This window comes from Ulvibacterium sp. (assembly GCF_965248315.1).
Lineage (GTDB): Bacteria > Bacteroidota > Bacteroidia > Flavobacteriales > Flavobacteriaceae > Ulvibacterium.
Window position 1 is genome coordinate 107,730 of record NZ_CBDFIX010000002.1, and the last position, 22,656, is coordinate 130,385.

Annotated in this window: 21 protein-coding genes; 14 read left to right on the forward strand and 7 right to left on the reverse strand. The window is 41.3% G+C overall.

The window, feature by feature from the left end; translation table 11 throughout:
• Positions 1-60: 60 nt before the first annotated feature.
• Complete coding sequence (locus ACP2AF_RS01990; RefSeq protein ID WP_425234569.1) at positions 61-1,308, reverse strand: LVIVD repeat-containing protein; 1,248 nt, start codon at positions 1,306-1,308, stop codon at positions 61-63.
• Positions 1,309-1,648: 340 nt separating this feature from the next.
• Here ACP2AF_RS01990 and miaB point away from each other — a divergent pair, with 340 nt between their 5' ends.
• The 7 genes from miaB to groL all read left to right on the forward strand — a co-directional run bounded on the left by miaB (position 1,649) and on the right by groL (position 8,607).
• Positions 1,649-3,094 (forward strand): tRNA (N6-isopentenyl adenosine(37)-C2)-methylthiotransferase MiaB, encoded by a 1,446-nt coding sequence (gene miaB / locus ACP2AF_RS01995; protein ID WP_425234570.1) that lies wholly within the window; start codon positions 1,649-1,651, stop codon positions 3,092-3,094.
• 70 nt (positions 3,095-3,164) lie between these two features.
• Positions 3,165-4,433 carry a sigma-54 interaction domain-containing protein gene (locus ACP2AF_RS02000; protein ID WP_425234571.1) on the forward strand — a complete coding sequence of 423 codons (1,269 nt, stop codon included), beginning with the start codon at positions 3,165-3,167 and terminating at the stop codon, positions 4,431-4,433.
• Positions 4,434-4,544: 111 nt separating this feature from the next.
• Positions 4,545-5,069: an LptE family protein gene (locus ACP2AF_RS02005; protein ID WP_425234572.1), complete on the forward strand. Its 525-nt coding sequence runs from the start codon at positions 4,545-4,547 to the stop codon at positions 5,067-5,069.
• A gap of 92 nt (positions 5,070-5,161) precedes the next feature.
• The gene (locus ACP2AF_RS02010; protein ID WP_425234573.1) at positions 5,162-6,082 is read left to right on the forward strand and encodes a hypothetical protein; all 921 of its coding nucleotides are present in this window, start codon (positions 5,162-5,164) and stop codon (positions 6,080-6,082) included.
• Between the two features lie 11 nt (positions 6,083-6,093).
• Positions 6,094-6,456 carry a preprotein translocase subunit SecG gene (gene secG / locus ACP2AF_RS02015; protein WP_425234574.1) on the forward strand — a complete coding sequence of 121 codons (363 nt, stop codon included), beginning with the start codon at positions 6,094-6,096 and terminating at the stop codon, positions 6,454-6,456.
• Positions 6,457-6,596: 140 nt separating this feature from the next.
• Entirely contained in the window at positions 6,597-6,875 is a 279-nt protein-coding gene (locus ACP2AF_RS02020; RefSeq protein ID WP_120710601.1) for a co-chaperone GroES, read from the forward strand.
• Positions 6,876-6,972: 97 nt separating this feature from the next.
• The gene (groL, locus tag ACP2AF_RS02025; RefSeq protein ID WP_425234575.1) at positions 6,973-8,607 is read left to right on the forward strand and encodes a chaperonin GroEL; all 1,635 of its coding nucleotides are present in this window, start codon (positions 6,973-6,975) and stop codon (positions 8,605-8,607) included.
• An 85-nt stretch (positions 8,608-8,692) separates the two neighbouring features.
• Here the strand turns inward: groL and ACP2AF_RS02030 are convergent, their stop codons facing one another.
• The 6 genes from ACP2AF_RS02030 to ACP2AF_RS02055 form a co-directional block, all read right to left on the reverse strand.
• Positions 8,693-9,763, reverse strand: coding sequence for a DUF3179 domain-containing protein (locus tag ACP2AF_RS02030; RefSeq protein WP_425234576.1), 1,071 nt, complete (start codon positions 9,761-9,763; stop codon positions 8,693-8,695).
• Positions 9,764-9,770: 7 nt separating this feature from the next.
• Positions 9,771-10,736, reverse strand: coding sequence for a hypothetical protein (locus tag ACP2AF_RS02035; protein WP_425234577.1), 966 nt, complete (start codon positions 10,734-10,736; stop codon positions 9,771-9,773).
• 132 nt (positions 10,737-10,868) lie between these two features.
• Positions 10,869-11,225 (reverse strand): heavy-metal-associated domain-containing protein, encoded by a 357-nt coding sequence (locus tag ACP2AF_RS02040; RefSeq protein ID WP_425234578.1) that lies wholly within the window; start codon positions 11,223-11,225, stop codon positions 10,869-10,871.
• Positions 11,226-11,268: 43 nt separating this feature from the next.
• Complete coding sequence (locus tag ACP2AF_RS02045) at positions 11,269-13,530, reverse strand: TonB-dependent receptor (RefSeq protein WP_425234579.1); 2,262 nt, start codon at positions 13,528-13,530, stop codon at positions 11,269-11,271.
• A 10-nt stretch (positions 13,531-13,540) separates the two neighbouring features.
• Positions 13,541-14,263: a heavy-metal-associated domain-containing protein gene (locus tag ACP2AF_RS02050; protein ID WP_425234580.1), complete on the reverse strand. Its 723-nt coding sequence runs from the start codon at positions 14,261-14,263 to the stop codon at positions 13,541-13,543.
• 128 nt (positions 14,264-14,391) lie between these two features.
• Positions 14,392-14,808: an HYC_CC_PP family protein gene (locus tag ACP2AF_RS02055; RefSeq protein WP_425234581.1), complete on the reverse strand. Its 417-nt coding sequence runs from the start codon at positions 14,806-14,808 to the stop codon at positions 14,392-14,394.
• A 130-nt stretch (positions 14,809-14,938) separates the two neighbouring features.
• Here ACP2AF_RS02055 and ACP2AF_RS02060 point away from each other — a divergent pair, with 130 nt between their 5' ends.
• The 7 genes from ACP2AF_RS02060 (at position 14,939) to rodA (ending at position 22,655) form a co-directional block, all read left to right on the forward strand.
• A complete protein-coding gene (locus ACP2AF_RS02060; protein WP_425234582.1) occupies positions 14,939-15,388 on the forward strand; it encodes a GAF domain-containing protein in 450 nt (149 codons plus the stop codon).
• 93 nt (positions 15,389-15,481) lie between these two features.
• The gene (purH, locus tag ACP2AF_RS02065; RefSeq protein ID WP_425234583.1) at positions 15,482-17,011 is read left to right on the forward strand and encodes a bifunctional phosphoribosylaminoimidazolecarboxamide formyltransferase/IMP cyclohydrolase; all 1,530 of its coding nucleotides are present in this window, start codon (positions 15,482-15,484) and stop codon (positions 17,009-17,011) included.
• 66 nt (positions 17,012-17,077) lie between these two features.
• Positions 17,078-18,106 carry a rod shape-determining protein gene (locus tag ACP2AF_RS02070; RefSeq protein WP_120710592.1) on the forward strand — a complete coding sequence of 343 codons (1,029 nt, stop codon included), beginning with the start codon at positions 17,078-17,080 and terminating at the stop codon, positions 18,104-18,106.
• A 90-nt stretch (positions 18,107-18,196) separates the two neighbouring features.
• Positions 18,197-19,018, forward strand: coding sequence for a rod shape-determining protein MreC (mreC, locus tag ACP2AF_RS02075; protein ID WP_425234584.1), 822 nt, complete (start codon positions 18,197-18,199; stop codon positions 19,016-19,018).
• Complete coding sequence (locus ACP2AF_RS02080) at positions 19,008-19,517, forward strand: rod shape-determining protein MreD (RefSeq protein ID WP_425234585.1); 510 nt, start codon at positions 19,008-19,010, stop codon at positions 19,515-19,517. Before mreC ends, ACP2AF_RS02080 begins: the two co-directional genes overlap by 11 nt.
• Complete coding sequence (gene mrdA, locus ACP2AF_RS02085) at positions 19,514-21,382, forward strand: penicillin-binding protein 2 (protein WP_425234586.1); 1,869 nt, start codon at positions 19,514-19,516, stop codon at positions 21,380-21,382. Before ACP2AF_RS02080 ends, mrdA begins: the two co-directional genes overlap by 4 nt.
• A complete protein-coding gene (gene rodA, locus ACP2AF_RS02090) occupies positions 21,372-22,655 on the forward strand; it encodes a rod shape-determining protein RodA (RefSeq protein WP_425234587.1) in 1,284 nt (427 codons plus the stop codon). The genes mrdA and rodA overlap by 11 nt, the downstream gene beginning before the upstream one ends.
• The last annotated feature ends 1 nt before the right edge of the window (position 22,656 follow it).

Sequence of the window (22,656 nt, forward strand, 5' to 3'; positions counted from 1 at the left end):
TATAGTCTTGCATAAAAAAGCCCCGGAATTCCGGGGCTTTTTCTGTACTTATATAATGTTTTAATCAAGCTGTAGCGTACTCATTAATTTAATATCATCTTGCAAATATTCGTATTGGTACAACACTTCATCTCCCACCATCAAAAGGGAATTATCCAAAGGAATGACATCAAATGTAAAAATGTCCTTAAAATGGTTTAGGGATACCAAATCTTCCACATTAGTCTTGTCGTACACCTTAAGACCTGATTCACCATCACAAACAAAAAGCTTTTCATCCTTTATACCAAGTCCGTATGGGCCGTCCATAGGATAGGAAATTTTTAGTTCCGGACTGGAGATATTGGAGATATCCACAATGAACAATCCGCTTTCCGTTGCGCCACAACCGTTACCACCTCTGAGGGTAACATAGGCATAATCCCCATCCACTACTACAGGGTCACAAGCGGTGCCGTGTTGAAACTCCGATACAAATGTAGGGGTGGCAGGGGAAGAAATATCATAAATATACATTCCACGCATACTCCCAAGAAACAAATGTTCTCCACGATTAAAAATTGTTTCAATATCAAACCCGGCATAGACATCCTCTAAATCCTGTGGATTTTCCAGATCTTCTATATTGAAGATATTAATGTTATGGCTATCTACAGCATAAAGGAAATCGCCAACAATCTTAAACCGCGCCAAAGAACCGCCTTGTCCAGTACCTGCATCATTTGCCGCTTCCGCAAACAAAACATCCCCTCTGTTTAGAAAACGTTCCTCGTATTCGGAAATTAGACGACGCTCTGTAACCACTTCCCACCCCACAATGATTTCATTCTCATAATCAAAATTCGTCTGTTCAAAAAAATCGACGCCCAAAGGCCAAATTACATTGTCCCTGAGTACATTTTCCAATCGATTCACGATAGTAATGTTGGTAATGTCCGAAATATCCAAAACGATGAGGTCCATGAGGCTATCCGCATATAGATAATCATCCTTTACGGAAATATCCACATTACCGGCGATCTTAATAAAGGAAATCTTTTTTGGGGCATTTGGATTACTATTGTCTATGACGTGAACACCCCTGTACTTGTCATTGACAAAAATGTAATCCTGATAAGCATAAATCTTTCCCGATTCCTCAATGGGCAAAGGAGCTATAACATCCACTCCATTTTTAAATTCGGTCTTGGTAATCTTCAATGGGCGCGCTACTAGGTAGTCCGCATACCTCCCATCGTCCTCGTTATCGTCGCAGGAAATGAACCCCAACGAAGCTACCACAAGTAGCAATAGCAATTTCTTTTTCATAACATATTTATTTATTGGGTTGTTGTACAATAGATGCATGTTATGGGATACCGTTGCGTTATTTTGCAATGACAATCCTAAGAAAATTGATTTCCGGCATCATCACTTATTATTCTTGCAGATACCAGCTGCCGGGTTTTTATACCACAGAATTTTGGGAAACACCCTGTAAATTTGCTGTATTTACTATAGCCATATCATCTGGATAAACAATAGGGCATGCCCCTAAATGGCTAGATAATACATAAAATTTTGCAAAACAACCTGTCATTATGTCACAACTTTGAATTTAGTATTATCTTTGCCTTCTTTAGTTCCACGAAAGATAGATAGGTATTCCATGGAGAAAGTAATTGACGAATCGGTTCAGGGCAGCACGCTTACTTTGGAAAGCAACCAGGGCAATACACGTAAGTTGTACATAGAAAGTTACGGCTGTCAAATGAATTTTTCCGATAGTGAAATTGTGGCTTCTATCCTGTCTAAACAAGGATTCGATACAACCAACGTCCTCGAGGATGCCGATTTGGTTTTGGTAAATACCTGTTCCATTCGCGAAAAAGCTGAGACCACCGTTAGAAAACGTTTGGAAAAATTCAATGCGGTAAAAAAAACCAAACCCCATATGAAGGTAGGCGTATTGGGCTGCATGGCGGAGCGGTTAAAGGATAAGCTCTTGGAAGAGGAAAAGATCGTCGATATGGTGGTAGGTCCGGATGCCTATAAAGACCTGCCCAATCTTATACAGGAAATCGATGAAGGCCGAAATGCCGTAAACGTTATCCTTTCCAAGGACGAAACTTATGGTGATGTGGCCCCTGTCCGATTGAACTCGAATGGCGTAACCGCTTTTGTATCCATAACCCGGGGATGTGACAATATGTGCACCTTTTGTGTAGTTCCCTTTACGAGAGGTCGCGAACGAAGCCGAGACCCGCTTTCCATAGTGGCCGAGGTAAATGATCTCTGGAAAAAAGGGTTCAAGGAGGTAACATTGCTAGGGCAAAACGTGGACAGTTACCTATGGTATGGGGGCGGACTTAAGAAAGAATTTGAAAAAGCATCGGAAATACAGAAAGCCACTGCAGTTAATTTTGCCGGGTTATTGGAAATGGTAGCTCTTGCACAGCCCAAAATGCGTATTCGTTTTTCTACTTCCAATCCGCAGGATATGACCTTAGATGTCATAGAGACCATGGCCAAGTACAATAATATATGTAATTACATTCACTTACCGGTACAAAGCGGCAGTAATCGCATTCTAAAAGCGATGAACCGTTTACACACCCGTGAGGAATACTTTGAATTGATAGCGAACATCCGCAGAATATTGCCGGATTGTGCCATAAGTCAGGATATGATCGCCGGGTTTCCCACGGAAACCGAAGAAGATCATAGGGATACATTATCCTTAATGGAATATGTAAAGTATGATTTCGGTTTTATGTTTGCCTATTCCGAAAGGCCAGGCACCCTGGCAGCACGAAAATTAAAGGATGACATCCCCAGTGAAACCAAAAAAAGAAGGTTACGGGAAATTATAGATCTGCAACAGAAGCACGGGCTTTATAGAACCCAGCAGCATTTGGGAAAAATTGAGGAAATCTTAATAGAAGGGTCTTCCAAAAAATCGGAGGCCCATTGGATGGGGCGTAATTCCCAAAATACCGTTGTAGTCTTTCCCAAGGAAAACTTTCGGGTTGGGGATTTTGTAAACGTAAGAATAAACGATTGTACCTCTGCCACCTTACTAGGTGAAGCAATAGGATACACAGCTAACAATTGACTTTTTGGAATTCCGTATTTGAACTGTGCCATAAACGGCATTTTCATGTCGGAAGAATGAAAGAAACTAAATGGAATCAGTACAAGCAATAAAACAACGTTTCGAAATTATCGGCAATGACCCCAAACTAAACAGGGCATTGGAAAAAGCCATCCAGGTGGCGCCGACCGATATTTCGGTCTTGGTCACCGGCGAAAGTGGCGTAGGTAAGGAAGCCGTTCCAAAAATCATACATTCCCTGTCCCATAGAAAACACGCAAAATACATTGCGGTGAACTGTGGAGCCATCCCTGAAGGCACCATAGATAGTGAGCTTTTTGGCCATGAAAAAGGCTCTTTTACCGGTGCCACACAAACCAGGAGCGGTTATTTTGAAGTAGCTGATGGCGGGACTATATTCCTTGACGAGGTTGGAGAGCTCCCACTTACAACCCAAGTACGCCTGTTAAGGGTTTTGGAGAACGGCGAGTTTTTAAAGGTGGGGTCTTCACAGGTACAAAAAACGGACGTTCGTATTGTGGCCGCCACCAACATGGATATGCTGGACGCCATAAAGAAAGAGAAGTTTAGGGAAGACCTATACTATAGGTTAAGTACCGTTGAAATTAATATTCCTCCTTTACGCGAACGCCAAGGTGATATTCATCTTTTATTCAGGAAATTCGCATCGGATTTTGGCCAGAAATACAAAATGCCCACAATACGATTGCAAGACGATGCCGTTCAACTGCTCTTAAAACACCGATGGCCCGGTAACGTAAGGCAATTACGCAATATAGCGGAACAGATTTCGGTACTTGAAGAGGAAAGAAACATATCCGCATATGTATTAAACGGTTACCTGCCCAATGCGAACAGAAGTAACCTGCCAGCAGTGGTAGACCAAAAGAATGATGAGGGGAGTTTTAGTAACGAGCGAGAAATTTTGTACAAGGTTTTGTTCGACATGAAGGGGGACCTTAATGATTTGAAGAAGCTTACCCTGGAATTATTAAAGAACAAAGATTCTGCCAAGGTACAGGAAGAGAACGAAACCCTAATCCGGAAAATCTATGGGACCAATGGGGAAGAGGCTCAAGAAGAGGAAAGCACCTCCATGGAGGTCCTGCAACTTCCGGAGCCTCATTTAGAACCCCAAACATATACTCAGCCTCAAGAGGACAAGTATCATTTTGCAGAGGAGATAGAGGAAGAAGAAACCCTATCTTTACAAGAAAAGGAAATAGAATTGATAAAAAAGTCCTTGGAGCGCAACAGAGGGAAACGGAAAGCGGCAGCTGCAGAATTGGGCATCTCGGAGCGTACCTTATACAGAAAAATAAAGCAATATGATCTTTGAGGTTGGTACTTGATTAAAAAAAGAGAGTTTCCAAGGAATTTGGTCATAAAAGAAAGTGAAAAACTTTCTCTATTAGCCCTATATTTTTTATTCTTGGTTTAAAAAGGAAAAGTGTACAAATCAAAATTCAGTTTTTCGATAGTTTTAGTGATTCTCGCAATCTTTCCAAGCAGTTGCGGAATATATAACTTTACCGGTGGAGACGTTGGTACGGCGGAGACTTTTGAAGTTCCCTACTTTCAAAATTATGCCACCCAAAGCCCGGGATCTGTTTTTGCCCCTGGATTGGACAGGGACTTCACCCTGGCACTACAGGACAGAATCCTAAATCAGACCAGCTTGCAGCTTACTTCTTCCAGTGGGGATTTGCTTTATGAAGGCGAAATTGTGGAATACCGTGTGTCTCCAATGACCGCGACCGCACAACAGAGAGCGGCGCAAAATAGGCTTTCAATGGCGGTAAAGGTTCGCTTCTACAACAAGACCAAAGAGGATGCCGATTTTGAACAACGATTCTCCTTTTTCTTTGATTATGACGCAAATGTACAGTTGACGGCTATACAGTCTGAGGCACATGAAGTCATTTTTGAAAGGATAACCCAGGATATCTTCAATGCTTCCTTGGCGGATTGGTAAAACACAAACACAGGATCGGAAGTATGAAAAATGAAGTTGGAAGGACAAGATTGAAAGAGTTTAATTTGAAAATAACCCAGTAGCCTTATATCTTGAATGTAGCGGAATTCACATATCTCATTCAGTACCCGGAAAAAGTGGTATCCCCCGTACAGACCAAACAACTGGAAGACGTTTTGGATGAATACCCGTATTTTCAGGCTGCACGGGCACTGCATTTAAAGGGGTTAAAAAACCTCAATAGTTTTAAATACAATAATGCCTTAAAGGTGACAGCAGCCTATTCTTCGGACCGAGATATACTGTTCGATTTCATAACTTCAAGCAACTTTCTTCAAAATAATATTGCAGATTCCATTTCAGGAAAAGCCATCTCACTGGCAAATACCGAAACTGTTTCGGAAGAGGTATTACCCTCAGATAATGAAAGTATTTTTTTAATTGAAAAATCCAAGGATGCCCCCCTTCCCCAAAACAGCGGCCAAGCCGATCAGATTTTAGACCCTCACCTATTTGAGTCGAAAAACCAAAAAGTTGCGGAAACTTCATCTGAAAAAGATGAAAAAACTGAGGACAACCTGCAATTGGGAGATCCTTTACCATTCACTAAAAAGGAAAAGTATTCCTTTACGGAATGGCTAAAGCTTGCCTCCTTAAAAACAGTACGAAGAAGCAAAGGTCCAATACCGGACGCTGACGCAAAACAGACACATTTCCCAATAGAGGAAGAAGTGTTGAAAACCAAAAAATTCGAGTTAATTGACAAGTTTATAGCGGACAATCCCAAAATTGTACCAAAGGAAAGTCCAAACTCCAATGTGGATATTAAATCATCCTTAAAAATCGATAAAAATGAATTGATGACCGAGACCTTGGCGAAGGTATATTTGGAGCAAAAAAAGTATAAAAAAGCAGTGCAGGCTTATAAAATATTGAGTTTGAAATATCCGGAAAAAAGTGGTTTCTTTGCAGACCGCATAAAGGCGATACAAAAATTACAGAAAAAAACATAGTACGATAAAAGATGAATACGTTCACTATTTTTTTAGTCCTTATCATCATAGTCTGTTTTCTATTGGTCTTGGTCATTATGGTCCAAAATCCAAAAGGAGGTGGGCTATCCTCTTCTTTTGGTGGAGGGGGCAGCCAAATTGTAGGTGGTGTAAAAAAGACCGGAGACTTTCTGGATAAAAGTACTTGGACCCTGGCCATTTTGTTAGTGGTCCTTATTTTGGCTTCCAATGTTGCACTTAAAGGAAATTTTGGCGAAGCCGATTCAAAATTGCTTCAAGGTGACGACATAGAAACAACGGTTCCCGAAACGGTACCGGAAGAAATCCCGGCACCTGCAACAAATGACGGAGTAGATCCTACGGACTCATTGTAATCCATTGGACGAACATATCAAAATGCCAGCAAAAATGACAAGCTGGCATTTTTTATTTTACAAAGTGTCAGTTTTTAGGAAATGGCATAATTTCTGTCAAGTAAAACCAAGAATTTTTAAATCAATTAAAACTATTAAATATGGCTAAAGTTAACATCAAACCATTGGCAGATAGGGTACTTATTGAACCCATGGCGGCCGAAACCAAGACTGCATCCGGCATCTACATCCCGGATACCGCTAAAGAAAAACCACAACAGGGCAAAGTGGTTGCCGTGGGCCCTGGCACAAAAGATGAAGCGATTACGGTAAAGGTGGGTGATACAGTTCTCTACGGAAAATATTCCGGTACGGAACTAAAATTGGAAGGTACCGATTATCTTATGATGCGCGAAAGTGACATTTTAGCAATTATTTAAAACCAAACTCCAAAAAAACAAATCCCAAATCCCAAAAGCTTGGAATTTGGAAATTGAAGTTTGGGATTTTAAATTTTAATACAGTAAAATTTTAATTATGGCAAAAGACATAAAATTTGATATTGAAGCGCGTGACGGTCTAAAAAGGGGAGTAGATGCCCTGGCCAACGCGGTAAAAGTAACACTAGGTCCTAAGGGAAGAAACGTAATCATAAGCAAATCCTTTGGTTCTCCTGTCGTTACCAAAGATGGGGTAACCGTAGCAAAAGAGATAGAATTGGCGGATGCCCTTGAAAATATGGGTGCACAAATGGTAAAAGAAGTGGCTTCCAAGACCAATGATCTGGCGGGAGACGGTACCACTACCGCTACGGTCCTAGCACAGGCTATTGTAAAGGAAGGTTTAAAAAACGTAGCTGCCGGCGCAAATCCTATGGATTTGAAAAGGGGAATAGACAAAGCCGTTGATACCATAGTGCAGAATCTTTCAAAGCAATCAAAACGAGTAGGAGATTCTTCGGAAAAAATAAAACAAGTTGCCGCTATTTCCGCCAATAACGACGAGGCCATAGGTGATCTTATTGCACAGGCTTTCGGAAAGGTTGGAAAAGAAGGGGTTATCACTGTAGAAGAGGCCAAAGGAACGGATACTTATGTTGACGTTGTTGAAGGGATGCAGTTTGACCGAGGGTACCTCTCTCCATATTTCGTGACCGATTCCGAAAAAATGACTGCGGACTTGGAAAATCCTTATATTTTATTGTTCGACAAGAAAATTTCAGCAATGAAAGATTTACTTGCCGTATTGGAGCCAGTAGCGCAATCCGGGAAACCTTTGTTGATCATTGCCGAAGATGTTGATGGTGAGGCTTTGGCCACATTGGTAGTGAACAAATTAAGGGGGTCTTTGAAAATTGCCGCCGTAAAAGCCCCAGGCTTTGGAGATAGAAGAAAGGCTATGTTGGAGGATATCGCCATATTGACCAATGGTACGGTTATTTCAGAGGAAAGAGGCTTCTCTTTAGAAAATACTACCATAGATATGTTGGGTAGCTGTGAGAAGGTAACCATTGATAAGGACAACACCACTATTGTCAACGGATCTGGAGCAGCAAAAAACATTAAAACCAGGGTAAACCAGATCAAATCCCAAATTGAAACGACCACTTCTGATTACGACAAAGAAAAACTTCAGGAACGTTTGGCCAAATTGGCCGGTGGTGTAGCCGTACTATATGTTGGGGCCGCCTCCGAAGTTGAAATGAAAGAGAAAAAAGACCGTGTGGACGATGCGTTACATGCAACAAGGGCAGCCGTTGAGGAAGGTATCGTTGCCGGTGGGGGCGTAGCTCTGGTAAGAGCAAAGAAAATGCTCTCCAAAGTGTCCACTGAAAACGCCGATGAGGAAACTGGGGTACAGATCGTTGCCAGGGCAATTGAATCCCCAATCAGGACAATTGTCGAGAACGCAGGAGGTGAAGGCTCTGTTGTGGTAGCCAAAGTAAATGAAGGCAAGGCCGATTATGGGTACGATGCCAAATCTGAAAAGTACGTGGACATGCTTAAGGCAGGTATCATAGATCCTACCAAGGTGGCTAGAATTGCATTGGAAAATGCCGCTTCGGTAGCCGGCATGATCTTAACTACCGAATGTGCCTTGACGGACATCAAAGAAGAAGCACCAGCAGCTCCTCCAATGGGAGGCGGTGGCGGTATGCCTGGAATGATGTAATAAGGTAGGAGTAAACATTTTATAAAGTAAAAGCCTCTCTGGAATTCCAGAGAGGCTTTTATATTATGGGGAATCCATAAAAAAACTATTCCCCAAATAACGCCGTCTCATAAAAAGCCGGAATGGAGAACCAGTACCCCATAAAAGAGGAAGATACTTTTAAAGGACTACCGGATCCGGAGATTACCTCTCCAAAAGCATTCCATTGGGTACCATTGGTATCCTGTACAATGGCTTCTGAATTGCCATCAAAATTAAATTCAAATTCCAAGGTATTCTGGGATCCATTTAGTTCAAAAGAGATAATAAACTCTGAATTTCCGACTACCAAATATTCTTTTCCATTAAAGGAGTCCCTGATTACACTCGAGGTTTCAACATCCGCAAAGCGATAAGCTTTTGCATCGCCGCCATCTACTATGGCATGTACGCGTTCCTTTAACGGCAATCTATCATCCTTAGGTGTTGGGAAAATAAAGAAATCGTTGTTAGTTCTGTAATCTCGGTAGGGGTAAATTCCATAGGTTCTTGAAAACCCGGTATTCAAACTTAAAACTTTGGTAGATGGAAACATAGATTTCCAAGTTCCCCAATCGGTTTCTACCACAGGAATCAACTCTGCTTTTTCCCCCAAAAGGTTACCATTTACGGATTCGTTCAATATCTGTGACCAATTGCTCAATGTCGCCCGATCAAAAGGTACCAAATTGGTCTGGTACAACAACCCCGATACTCCAAAAGTAGTTTCGCTTCCATTGATGATTCTATTCCAGCCGATTCCCGTACCAGTCAGCGGGCAATAGGTTACGGCAAGGGAAATGTCATCTATATTATCATTAACAATTTCATGCCAATCCAAAATAATATGGGGATACGCGCGAATGTCATTCCCATTTTTGAACCCTATTACCAAATCCGTATCCCTTAAAACGGCCGAAGCATCTTCAGCGACAACAAAATTAGGATTCTCCAGCGCAGGGATGCCGTCCCTTCCAGGTCCACCGTCCAAAACTTCAGAGACCGGAATGCTCCATTCATTTGAGGAGGGATTTGGGTTTCCTTGAACATCAGGATTTTGTTCAGTTTGTTGAGTACTCGATGAGCTGCACGACAATAAAAGCGTGCCGCAAACCAGTAAAAATAACGTGTTTTTCATAGCTAATTTAGTTTAAAACGTTTAATTCCTTCTTTTTCAATATAAATGAGATTCCAGCAGTGAACCGCAAGGTAGGTGTAAGCTGTGTGCCATCCACATAACTATATATCGGTAATTCCAATCTGGTATTGAGTACAATACTGGGTGTAATTTGTGCTCCTATTTCGGGCCTAACAAAAACCCATTCCCCCCCAGTATTGGGCAGATCGGAATCTTCTACTCTGTCCACGGAAGCATTCCGGTATTTAAACACGACTCCAGGGTTAAATATGGTATTGAACAAAAGAAACTGATCCGTATATCCCAAATTGGCTTGTATCACATCGCCAAATTCATAGGTAGAAGTATTATTAAGATATGAATTGTTCTTGCCTGTTAAGCGATAGGTAAAGCTTCCCGAAATAGTGGCTGAGGGTCTAAAATTAAGCCCTTTGGAAACGGACATCCATCCAATCATGTCCCATGCCCCGCTCCCAGGTTGAAGATCGGCGGTCAGCTGAAACCCCTCTTCGGTAGTCAAATCCGATTTGCCTAAAGGTGCCTTGGTCCCCAGTCCCAAATTCAAGACGGTTCGTTCTCCCAAGATATCCGGAATGGCATATTTCGCAAGGAAAACAGCATCACCAATACCAGTGGTCTCGGTGAAATTCTCATTCCCAAATTGCGTAATGGTACGTGTCTGGTTTACCCATGTGAAGAGTGCTTCTACAGAAATCCTGTCCGTAAAAGCATAGCCCAAGCTTACTAAAACAGAATTGGTAATGCGCAATCGGGAATCATCATCAAGTTTGTCAGTACCTGCATTTAAGGTATTCAAATTGTTGTAGTCGTAATTCAATCCAAAAATCCAGACCCCCTTCCCTTCATTGGGCAATCCTAAATTATTGGATAAAGGCACACCTCCGGAACAACAAGTTTGGGAAAAAAGTTGCTGTGCCAACATAAAAATGGCGATAATAAAGATCTTTCGCACTTATATCAACCTTTTGTGATATTCTCTTTAGTGCGAAAAAATGGGGTGTCCTTACATTTACCTACCTAGATTGGGCGGCAAACCTTAAAATTTAACTTTTAGGGAGAAATTATGGTGTTTCCCTAACAATTATTAATGCTCTTTACTGCCATTCTTGTTATCCTCACGATATTTACAACAGGGGTGTACACTATTGTAGGCTTCCTCGGTAGCTTTGAGTTCCTTGGTATCATGACCTACTGTTACCAAGGCGGTCTTGATTTTCATAGGATCTGTCTTTCTTTCATCAATAATCAATGACAATTGATGGGAAGGGATATCCCAAAGGGCATATTTTACTCCCTTTACCCCTAGTGCCGCCTTTTCTATCCGCATTTTGCACATTTCACACTTGCCATCGACTTCCATAGTCAATTTCTTGTTTTTTTCTTGAGCAAAAACGGTTACGGATATTAGCATTAAAAAAGTAAATATTATTGTTTTTTTCATATTCTTAAATTTTTAGGACTGGATGGTTCTCCATCTAATAGTATCATAGTTTAAGCCGGAAGCCCGTATAGAACATTCTTCCCATAATGGGTGCAAACACTATTGTGGTATCAAAATATGGGCCAAAGGGATCTTGAGATCCTAAAACCGGATTGCTCTGCGTAAAATTAGTCAAATTTTCACCCCCTAAATAAACTTCGAACTTTTTGGAGAAGACTTTGGTCACCTGGGCGTTCATTAAACTATAGGATTCCGAAAATGCCCCCAACCGAAATGGTTCGGGGTTGGAGGATGTATCCGGTAGGCGTTGTTTGCCCAACGTATGTACCGTGTAATCAAATCGCCATTGAGACCCATTCCCTTTAATTTCAGTCTGGTACCCCAAATTGGCAAAGAAACGGTGCCGCGCCAATAAGGGTTTTTGCAACCTTCCCGGTCGGTAATCCACTTCTACCTGATAATATTTATATGCCGTTCGGACTTCCAGATTGCTTAAAATTTCATGGTTCAGTTCCAATTGTAAGCTATTGGCATAACTCTTCCCCTCCAAGTTATAGAAGGAAATCTCATCAGGATTTTCCCAATCTACCACTACCTGATTACGAAAATCCGTTCTATAGAAATCCAAGGTTACGTTTCCAGGCCTATCCAAAAAAGTAAAGCCTTGAATAAAGCTAAGCCCATAGTTCCATGCGTCCTCGGGATCCAGGCCATAAACACTACCATTGGAGTCCAATACTTGAATCTGACGTGATGACGCAAACAACTGCTGGTTCTCTGCGAAAATATTTGCCGCTCGCCTACCTCTTCCAAAAGACCCCCTAAGACTTGCTTTTTCCCAGGGCGTATATCGAATATGAAATCTAGGGGTAATAAACGTTCCCAAACGATTATGGTCATCCACTCGTAGTCCTGCCGTTAGGCTAACTTTTTCCAGATTGTCATAGCTATATTCGAAAAAAGCCCCGACCGAATGATCTATCCTTTCAAAATCTTGAGTGTTAACCAGCTCGTCATAGGAATCATACGCAAAGGTCAATCCTGCTTTGAATTTGTTCCGGGTATCCCCAAGAATGGAATTGAAAATAAGATTGGAGTAGATGCTTTCATGGTCAATATCGTAACGATTGAATCCGTAGTACGAATTTTGTTTGTGTATGCTATAGGAAGCCTGGAATCCGAAACTTTGAAAGGGAAGCTCCGGAAACACATAACCCAGTTTCAGGGAGGAATCAAACCTTCGGGTATCGATTTCACCGCCCCACCCTTCGACTTCGCTCAGGGCAGGTGTATTCGTCGTGGGCCCATTGGATATAGGTTCAAAATTGGTCTCCCCTACTTGCTTTTCATCGTTAAGAAAACGAAAATTGACAAAACTTACCCAGCCCTTTTCCGGATTCTGATACTGCCAACGGTTCATCACATTAATCTGATTGGTCAATGGCGCATCCAAAAATCCATCAGTATTCCGATCTTCTTTTTGATCTCTCCTGTTCCCGTGCACATAAAATCCTGTGCTCAATTTATCCGTCAATTTTTGATTAAAATGGGTATTGAGTTCCAAACGGCCATTTCTATTGGCATAGCCATTTACAAAAAGAGCATTGTCCCTAAAGGGTTTCACTAATTCGGTATTGATTTGCCCAGAAATACTTTCATATCCATTGACCACACTTCCGGCCCCCTTGGTAATCTGGATGCTTTCAACCCACGTTCCGGGAATAAAGGTCAAACCATAAGCTTGCGAGGCTCCACGCACCATTGGAATGTTCTCCTGGGTAATCAACAAATAGGGGCTTGTTAACCCCAGCATCTGAATTTGTTTGGTACCGGTAAGGGCGTCATTGAAATTAACATCGATGGCCGGATTGGTCTCAAAACTTTCAGAAAGATTGCAACAGGCGGCCTTTAATAATTCGGCACTATTTACTGTGACCACATTTTGTGCGCTGAAGTAGGTTTTTTGAACGGCATCACGTTTCCTTTCTACCACCACTTCGTCCAATTCATTGGTCGGCCTGAGAGTGTGATGCAGCATTTGGGGCGAATCTATCGATAACGTATCCGATTGAAATCCAATATAGCTAATGATCAATTTATTATATTCCTTGTAATAAGGTATGCTAAAAAGACCCTCAGCATCGGTAACCGTTCCTATTTGAGAATCCATCCAATACACATTGGCGCCAGGCAGGCCAATATGTTCATTCTCAGGATTCCCTTCCATAATCATACCTTCTACTTTATCTTGGGAAAGGGAAAACAATGGAATGGCCATAACGACCAGTATTATATACTTTTTCATCTTTCCCTTTTTAAACAATTTGGACCAACATGATAACGGCCATGACCAACATTATAGCATTTTCAATGAATGTTGCTTCGGTCATAGGCAGCTTAAGGGCAGTCCCCAAACAAGCACATTGGATACTTTTTTTATCTAGCAAAGTCTTGGTTACTCCTATGGTCGTAATCCCCAAGAATACTATAGTTGCAATGAGCGCTGTGGTTACGGAATAGCGCATCAGGAACATCAGTCCGAGTGCCAATTCTATAAAGGGATAAATCCATCCATAAATAGGTACTGCTCTGGCCAATGGGTCGTACATACGAAAACTCTCAGGGAAACCTTTCAAGTCCAACAGCTTAAAAAAGCTAAATACTATGTAAAAGAGGCCCATAAAATCCAGCATGGCCGAATGCACATTCCCTTCCTTATAGTTGAGCAAAAAAGCTGTGGCAAAGAGGTATATGAAGATCAGCAACAGCGGTCTTAATTGTTGTAGCTTCGTTTTTTCTTCTGTCTTGCTCATAATTATATCCTCAGCATGGTTTTCTCGTTCCAAGATGCTGTATTTATCTGGCAGGGCCAATTTTAGTGTATTTATAGAAACAAGTGTATCCATGGAAATTTCCGCTTCCGCTTTTTCCAAATTCACATCAACCTTTGTAACACCGCTAACTTGGGATAGTTTTTCGGTAACGGAAGCCGAGCATCCGCTACAGGTCATTCCGGTAATCTTATATATATGTTTCATTTTGTTTTAGATTTATTGTCATGTCCCAGAAAAGGGAGATTTTTTCTGTACGACTCGATATTATCTCCTTCTAAAAAAACGAGGAATAAAACAGGCAGACTTCCGCCTATTTGGGAATGACGAATAAATCAAATGAGGAAAACCTGGTCAAGAACATGAATGTCCTTAAACAATAGGGGTGGAGGATAATGTTCGTGGGGTACGGGACGCTCTTCCTTGGCTTCGAACAAGACCAAATAGGAATATGTAATAGCAGTTAAAAAAGGTTGTGGAACAAGAATACTATCGTTAAGGGAAATAGTCAAGTGATCTTGCCCTTCCACTACAATAAGTTGGTCGCTACAACAAGAGCCCTCCATCTCCATTTGTGAAGTAGCGCCCATTGAATCTCCCATGTTCATACCACAATCTGGGGCATGGGCAAAAAGCGACACACTGACCAAATGGCCCATGCAATAATGCTTACCGACCGTCCAAGAGGTAGTAGAGGCAAGCAAGAGCAGTGCCATTGCGAGGGACACTCCTTTGGAAATTATCGCTTTCATAGATACAAAAATACGAATATTTACATTCCACCCCGTATCATAGCATATCCTTAACGAATATTTATGGCATTGACATTATGTTAGTTTTAATAAAAACCTCGACTTTTGAAACTATAAACAGTATAGTCCTATGTTGGATTCATTAAAGGAAAAAGTAGTTTCTATCATTGAACAGAAATCCGATGTAACATCCTGTCTTCAAAGAATCTGCGAGCTTCTAAAAAAGGAAGTTTATTATTACGATTGGGTAGGCTTCTATTTTAGGAATGGGGAAAAAGAAGAACTGAAGTTGGGGCCTTATGCCGGGGAGCCTACTGATCATACCATTATCCCTTTCGGAAAGGGAATCTGTGGGCAAGTGGCTCTTAGCAATCAGAATTTTGTGGTTCCCGATGTTACCGCCCAAGATAACTACATTGCCTGTAGTATTACCGTAAAGGCAGAAATTGTAATTCCCTTGTTCGTAAATGGCGAAAACATTGGGCAGATTGATATAGACTCCAACACCCCAGATCCTTTTACCAAAGACGATGAACGATTCTTGGAATTCGTTACGGCAGAGGTCGCCAAGATTCTTTAAAACTTTACCCGTTTTGTTGATAACTGGCCCCTTTTTTACGTTCAAAAAAATTATTTTTGTGGGTCTAAAACCATATCCCACAACCCAATACAAATGAGCAATGTAAAAAAAGCCGCTTCGGCACTGATATCCGTATTCCACAAGGACGGACTGGAGCCGATCGTCAGAAAATTTCAAGAACTTGGTATTACCGTCTATTCCACCGGAGGCACTGAAAAATTCATTAAAGAACTGGGCATTGATGTTGTGCCCGTGGAAGAGGTCACCAGCTATCCTTCCATTTTGGGGGGAAGGGTAAAAACCTTACACCCAAAGGTTTTTGGTGGAATTTTAAACCGCCAGGATAATGAAAGTGATGTAGCCCAATTGGATGAATATGAAATTCCACAGTTGGATATTGTTATCGTAGATCTATACCCTTTTGAAAAAACAGTGGCAAGTGGTGCATCGGAACAGGATATTATTGAAAAAATAGATATCGGCGGAATTTCCCTGATACGGGCCGCAGCGAAAAACTACAAGGATGTTCTTTGTGTATCCTCTATGGAGGATTACGGTGAGTTTCTTGAGTTAATTACCACAGGTAAAGGGAGCACGTCTTTGGAGGACCGCAAGAATTTTGCCACCAAGGCTTTTAATGTTTCGTCTCATTATGATACGGCTATTTTCAATTATTTCAATCAACAGCAAATGGCCGTCCTAAAAATCAGCGAAACCAAGGGAAAAAGCCTTCGTTATGGTGAAAACCCTCATCAAAAGGGATTTTTCTTTGGTGATTTTGAAGCCATGTTCACCAAACTACATGGTAAGGAACTTTCCTATAACAACCTTTTGGATGTGGATGCCGCGGTAAATCTCATGAACGAGTTCCGTAAGGACGATCCCACCTTTGCCATCCTAAAACACAATAATGCCTGTGGCCTGGCTACAAGGGATTCTATTCATCAAGCCTATGTGGATGCACTGGCCGGAGATCCTGTCTCGGCCTTTGGCGGAATTTTAATCAGCAACGTAGAAATCGATAAACCTACCGCGGAAGAAATACATAAACTATTTTGTGAAGTGGTCATTGCACCCAGTTATTCAGATGATGCTCTGAATATATTAAAGGGAAAAAAGAACCGTATAATTTTAATCCAAAACGAGACGGATTTGCCGGATACTCTTGTAAGGACCTGTTTGAATGGGATTTTGGTACAGGACAAGGATTACAAGACCGATACGTTGATCGATTTAAAATATGTGACCGATAAGGAACCTTCAAAACGTGAATTGGAAGACCTCATCTTTGCTTCGAAATTATGTAAGCATACAAAATCCAATACCATTGTCCTGGCAAAAAACAAACAATTGTGTGCCAGTGGTACCGGGCAAACTTCTCGTGTGGATGCGCTGAATCAAGCGATCCACAAGGCCCAAACCTTCAATTTTGAGCTTGATGGTGCCGTGATGGCGAGCGATGCATTCTTTCCCTTTCCGGATTGTGTGGAAATTGCCAATAAAAGCGGTATTACCAGCGTTATACAGCCGGGCGGATCTATTAAAGATCAGTTAAGCATTGACTACTGTAACGAAAATGGCATGGCTATGGTAATGACAGGGACACGTCATTTCAAACATTAATTTTGTTACTTTTGTCGATGAAATACTCCCCCATCCAAACTCGTAACATAACCAAACTAAAAAAATATGGGATTTTTTGATTTCTTGACGGAGGAAATTGCCATAGACCTAGGTACCGCGAATACACTTATTATTCATGCGGACAAGGTTGTCGTGGACAGTCCCTCTATCGTTGCCAGAGATCGTATTTCCGGTAAAATTATTGCAGTAGGCAAAGAGGCCAATATGATGCAGGGCAAGACCCATGAAAACATAAAGACCATACGACCTTTAAAAGATGGGGTAATTGCTGACTTCGATGCTTCGGAAAAAATGATCAACATGTTCATAAAGAACATCCCGGCATTGAAAAAGAAATGGTTTCCGCCTGCCTTACGAATGGTGATTTGTATCCCATCAGGTATAACCGAGGTTGAAATGCGGGCCGTAAAGGAATCCGCCGAACGTGTAAACGGCAAGGAGGTATATTTAATCCATGAACCCATGGCAGCGGCCATAGGTATCGGTCTGGACATTATGCAGCCCAAAGGGAACATGATTGTGGATATCGGAGGAGGAACTACCGAAATTGCAGTAATTGCCCTTGGTGGAATTGTTTGTGATAAATCGGTCAAAATTGCGGGTGATGTTTTCACGAATGATATCATTTATTACATGCGAACCCAACACAATTTATATGTGGGTGAAAGTACCGCTGAAAATATTAAGATTGAGATCGGCTCGGCAACGGAGGACCTTCAGACCCCACCTGATGAAAAATCGGTACAAGGTCGGGATTTGTTGACCGGAAAACCCAAACAGGTTCAGATTTCCTATCGTGAAATTGCCAAGGCACTTGACAAATCTATTCTTAGGGTAGAGGACGCGGTAATGGAGACCCTTTCCCAGACTCCTCCCGAACTGGCAGCGGATATTTATAATACAGGTATTTATTTAGCTGGTGGCGGGTCCATGTTAAGGGGATTGGACAGAAGGCTTTCCCAAAAAACTGATTTACCGGTTTATATCGCAGAAGACCCACTAAGAGCCGTAGTTAGAGGAACTGGCATTGCGTTAAAGAACTTGGAGCGATACAAGAGCATCCTAATCAAATAAAGCTTACTATAAGGAGGCTTCCCATACCTATTGGGTATTTCCATTTTCTTTCAAAACTGTTTTCTGGAACCTTAGAAAATTATAAAGTGAATGCAGCAGATAATCAACTTTATTGTACGAAATAAAAATTTTCTGCTCTATGTCCTATTATTGATTATTTCATTGGCCTTCACGGTACAATCGCATACCTACCATCAATCTCGATTCTTTAATTCATCCAACTGGATAACCGGAAATATCTATGCAACCTCCCATGGTATTTCTTCCTATTTTGGATTGACCAAGGAAAACAAACGATTAGTGGAAGAGAATAAAATGTTGCGAGATCAATTATTCAACAAAAAAATAAATACCCCGGTAGAACTGGATACCACAAATATCAGGTATACCATTGTTTCAGGAAAAGTTATCAAAAATAGCTACTCGGACCCAAGAAACTACATCACCATAAATAGAGGTGAAAAGGACAGTGTACAACCAGATATGGGCGTCATTACGGCCAAGGGTATTTTAGGCATCGTGGAAAATGTATCTAACAAGTTTGCAACCGTCCAGAGCATTTTAAACGAAAATTCTAACATCAATGCCAAAATTAAGAACACAGATCATTTTGGCTCCTTAATATGGGATACCAAACAATACAATACTGTACAACTGGTAGATATTCCACGGCTAGTTCCCCTTACCATTGGAGACACTATTGTAACCGGGGCAATGAGCAGTATTTTTCCTGAGAATATCCCCATTGGGACCATAAAGAAGTTTAATTTGGATACCTCCAATAGTTTTTACCATATAGATGTTACCTTGTTCAATGATATGACCAATATTAAAAACGTGTACATCATCGACAATATCAACAGACCTGAAATACTGGAGTTGGAATCCAATACCTTTTCAAATGATCAGTAGTTCGTATTTTATTAACGTAGTTCGCTTTACGCTATTGGTCCTAGTGCAAGTTCTGGTGTTCAACAGACTTAATTTCTTTGGGTTCATCAACCCTATGGTCTATATATTATTTTTGTATTGGTATCCCATAAAAGAAAACCGCGCGGTCTTTATCGGTCTAAGTTTTTTGTTGGGCTTTTTCATTGATTTTTTTTCGGACACTATGGCTATACATGCAGCTTCAACAGTTACCATCTCCTATCTAAGACCCGCCATTATGCGTTTCGTTTTTGGTGTAAACTATGAATTTCAGAGTTTTAGGTTAGGAAATGCCACTAAGGCACAACAAATTACATTTTTGGCGTTATTAATTATAGTGCACCATATGGTTTTCTTTGCACTGGAAATCTTTAGTTTGGCCAATATACTGCTGATTCTAAAAAAAGTGCTGGCCATAGGGTTGTCTACCTTAGTTTTGTGTTTATTGTTCAGCTCACTTTTTAGCATTAGGAAAGAATGAGAAAGATCCTGCTTTCATCCATTATTGTACTAATTGGAATAACTTTTATTGGAAGGCTTTCCTATTTACAGATATTCAGTTTCTCTCCTGATCAGGTACTGGAAGATCCGGCCATTAAGCGAATTTATGATTATCCCGAACGCGGCTATATCTATGACCGAAATGGCGAACTATTGGTTGGAAACGACCCGGCATATGACGTAATGGTCATTCCACGAGAGGTAAGGACACTAGATACTTTGGAGTTTTGTAATCTCTTGGGAATTGATAAAAAGAAGTTTAAGAAAGAGTTGAGAAAAGCTCGTATTTACTCGCCAAGGTTACCTTCTGTATTAGTACCCCAGCTTTCCAAGGAAGATTATGCCCGCTTGCAGGAAAAAATGCGCCGTTATCAAGGGTTCTATATACAGAAACGTTCCTTGCGCTACTATGACACACCTAGCGCCGCTAGTGTTCTGGGTTATATTAGTGAAGTAAACGAAAGGGATTTGGCGGCAAATCCCTACTATATACAGGGAGAACTTACAGGACGTACCGGCGTGGAGAAACAATATGAGGACATCCTTAGGGGAAGAAAGGGCGTACAGTACATCCAAAAAGATCGATTTAACAGGGATATCGGCCCCTATAAGGATGGTATTTTGGACACGCTTCCGGAACAAGGAAAGGAAATCCACATAACCCTGGATAAGGAGCTTCAAGAATACGGGGAACGTTTGATGCAGGGAAAACGGGGCGGGGTTGTGGCCATTGAACCCGCTTCCGGTGAGATTCTCTCCCTAATCTCGGGCCCTACCTATGATCCTGCCCTATTGGTGGGCAGGGAACGTTCCAGAAATTATAACAAACTCTACAACGATAGCCTTGCAAAACCCCTTTTCAACAGATCTATTTTGGCAGAAAGTTCGCCTGGATCTCCTTTTAAAACTTTAAATGCCTTGGTAGCACTGCACGAAGGTGTTATTTCTCCGAGCACTACGGTTACCTGTTATAGCGGTTTTTTTGTTGGAGGCAGAAAAAGAGGCTGTCATTGCGGTGGAGGAATCCGGAATATGAACAGCGGAATCTACAAATCTTGCAATGCCTATTTTGCCAGTACATTTCGAAAGATATATGACAAGTTCAACACCACGGACGAGGGGATGGACGTTTGGGAAAGACATATAAAAAGCTTTGGATTGGGTGGGTATTTAGGTTATGACCTCCCCACTGGCCGTCCGGGACGGATTCCTGGCAAGAAATTCTATGACAAATGGTATGGTGATAATCGATGGGCTTCTTCAACCATAATCTCCAACTCCATAGGACAGGGAGAGGTAGCTGTTACCCCGATACAGTTGGCCAATATGACCGCTGCCATAGCCAATAGAGGGCATTATTATACCCCACATGTACTTAAGAAAATTGAGGGTAAGGATATTACCAATCCCAAATACACGGAACCCAAACTAACGACAATCGATAGAAAACATTTTGAACCCATAATCCAAGGAATGGCCGATGTTTACAAAAAAGGTACCGCACGCTGGGTGCAAATTCCTGACATAGAGATTGCAGGAAAGACAGGTACCGTGGAAAATTTTACCATCATAGACAGTGTTAAAACACAATTAACGGACCATTCAGTCTTTGTTGCTTTTGCACCTGTGGATAATCCCAAAATAGCCATTTCCGTATACATAGAAAATGGGTATTATGGTTCCCGATATGCGGGACATATTGCCTCTCTAATGATTGAAAAATATTTGAAAAGAGAAATTACACGGAAGGACCTCGAAAAAAGAATGTTGGAAAAAACCTTGGAGCATGAGTATGCCAAACCGTTTAGCGGGGAGGAGTTCAAGATAAACGAGTATGTCTGGTAGAAGTGTCCTAAAACGAATCGACTGGCTTACTGTTTTCATTTACCTGGCATTGGTGCTTATAGGCTGGGTAAATATTTACTCCAGCACATTTACGGAAGCGGAACCATCCATTTTTAATTTTAGTACTTTACATGGAAAACAGCTTTTTTTTATAGGGGCAAGCTTGGTTTCCATAATGATTATTTTGGCCATGGAAACCAGTTTTTATGAACGCTTTTCCAGTGTTTTCTATATTGTTTCCATAATTTTACTTTTAGGTCTTTTCATATTTGGGAAGACCATAGCGGGGGCCACTTCATGGTATGATCTTGGTTTTTTTAACTTACAACCCTCAGAACTTGCCAAAGTAGTAACAGCTTTGGCATTGGCTAAATATCTGAGCGATATACAAACGGATATTAAACGGGGGAAAGATCAATTATATGCCTTTTTGATCATTCTCGTACCCGTAATACTAATTATTCCGCAACCGGATCCGGGAAGCGCATTGGTATTCTTTTCATTGGTTTTTGTTATTTTTAGGGAAGGATTGCCTCTGTATTATTTAGGCATGGGCTTTTTGGCAGTACTGGTCTTCGTAACCACCCTTATGTTCGGAACCGTTTGGGTGAGCATAGCTACCGTGTTACTGATACTGCTATTCTTTTTACTCAAAAAGAAGAAATCCAAAATCCCGATTTTACCGCTCATTTCAATTGCCGTAGTCGCTCTTTTGTTTTCACTTTCTGTAAATTTTGTCTTCAACAATGTATTTGAACAACGCCATAGGGATAGATTTAGTCTTTGGCTCCGCTTGGAAAAAGACCCGAATAAATTGGAGCAAATCCGCAAGACTATTGGCTATAATTCCTATCAATCCGAAAAGGCCATAGAATCCGGAGGATTCTTTGGAAAGGGTTTTTTAGAGGGTACGCGAACAAAGGGCGATTTTGTCCCGGAACAGCATACTGATTATATTTTCAGTACCGTAGGTGAAGAATGGGGCTTTGTGGGAACTACGACCGTCATAATCCTTTTTACCTTATTGTTTTTGCGATTGGTTTTTTTGGCAGAACGCCAGAAGAGTGATTTTAGCCGAATGTATGGTTATGGGGTAATCTCCATCCTTTTGATCCATTACTTCATTAATGTGGGAATGGTCATTGGGGTATTGCCGACCATAGGTATTCCCCTACCCTTCTTTAGCTATGGAGGGTCGGGACTCCTGTTCTTTACCGCTTTGTTGTTCGTCTTCCTAAAGTTGGATACCAATAGGTTAAAGGAAGAATTTTGAG

What these genes read in the sequence shown, in the direction of transcription:
- groL (WP_425234575.1), top strand. Translation starts at nt 6,973, where the DNA reads ATGGCAAAAGACATAAAATTTGATATTGAAGCGCGTGACGGTCTAAAA.
- ACP2AF_RS02000 (WP_425234571.1), top strand. Translation starts at nt 3,165, where the DNA reads ATGGAATCAGTACAAGCAATAAAACAACGTTTCGAAATTATCGGCAAT.
- ACP2AF_RS02060 (WP_425234582.1), top strand. Translation starts at nt 14,939, where the DNA reads ATGTTGGATTCATTAAAGGAAAAAGTAGTTTCTATCATTGAACAGAAA.
- mrdA (WP_425234586.1), top strand. Translation starts at nt 19,514, where the DNA reads ATGAGAAAGATCCTGCTTTCATCCATTATTGTACTAATTGGAATAACT.
- ACP2AF_RS02030 (WP_425234576.1), bottom strand. Translation starts at nt 9,763, where the DNA reads ATGAAAAACACGTTATTTTTACTGGTTTGCGGCACGCTTTTATTGTCG.
- ACP2AF_RS02045 (WP_425234579.1), bottom strand. Translation starts at nt 13,530, where the DNA reads ATGAAAAAGTATATAATACTGGTCGTTATGGCCATTCCATTGTTTTCC.
- ACP2AF_RS02040 (WP_425234578.1), bottom strand. Translation starts at nt 11,225, where the DNA reads ATGAAAAAAACAATAATATTTACTTTTTTAATGCTAATATCCGTAACC.
- ACP2AF_RS02080 (WP_425234585.1), top strand. Translation starts at nt 19,008, where the DNA reads ATGATCAGTAGTTCGTATTTTATTAACGTAGTTCGCTTTACGCTATTG.
- ACP2AF_RS02055 (WP_425234581.1), bottom strand. Translation starts at nt 14,808, where the DNA reads ATGAAAGCGATAATTTCCAAAGGAGTGTCCCTCGCAATGGCACTGCTC.
- secG (WP_425234574.1), top strand. Translation starts at nt 6,094, where the DNA reads ATGAATACGTTCACTATTTTTTTAGTCCTTATCATCATAGTCTGTTTT.
- ACP2AF_RS02070 (WP_120710592.1), top strand. Translation starts at nt 17,078, where the DNA reads ATGGGATTTTTTGATTTCTTGACGGAGGAAATTGCCATAGACCTAGGT.
- rodA (WP_425234587.1), top strand. Translation starts at nt 21,372, where the DNA reads ATGTCTGGTAGAAGTGTCCTAAAACGAATCGACTGGCTTACTGTTTTC.
- ACP2AF_RS02050 (WP_425234580.1), bottom strand. Translation starts at nt 14,263, where the DNA reads ATGAAACATATATATAAGATTACCGGAATGACCTGTAGCGGATGCTCG.
- purH (WP_425234583.1), top strand. Translation starts at nt 15,482, where the DNA reads ATGAGCAATGTAAAAAAAGCCGCTTCGGCACTGATATCCGTATTCCAC.
- mreC (WP_425234584.1), top strand. Translation starts at nt 18,197, where the DNA reads ATGCAGCAGATAATCAACTTTATTGTACGAAATAAAAATTTTCTGCTC.
- miaB (WP_425234570.1), top strand. Translation starts at nt 1,649, where the DNA reads ATGGAGAAAGTAATTGACGAATCGGTTCAGGGCAGCACGCTTACTTTG.
- ACP2AF_RS01990 (WP_425234569.1), bottom strand. Translation starts at nt 1,308, where the DNA reads ATGAAAAAGAAATTGCTATTGCTACTTGTGGTAGCTTCGTTGGGGTTC.
- ACP2AF_RS02020 (WP_120710601.1), top strand. Translation starts at nt 6,597, where the DNA reads ATGGCTAAAGTTAACATCAAACCATTGGCAGATAGGGTACTTATTGAA.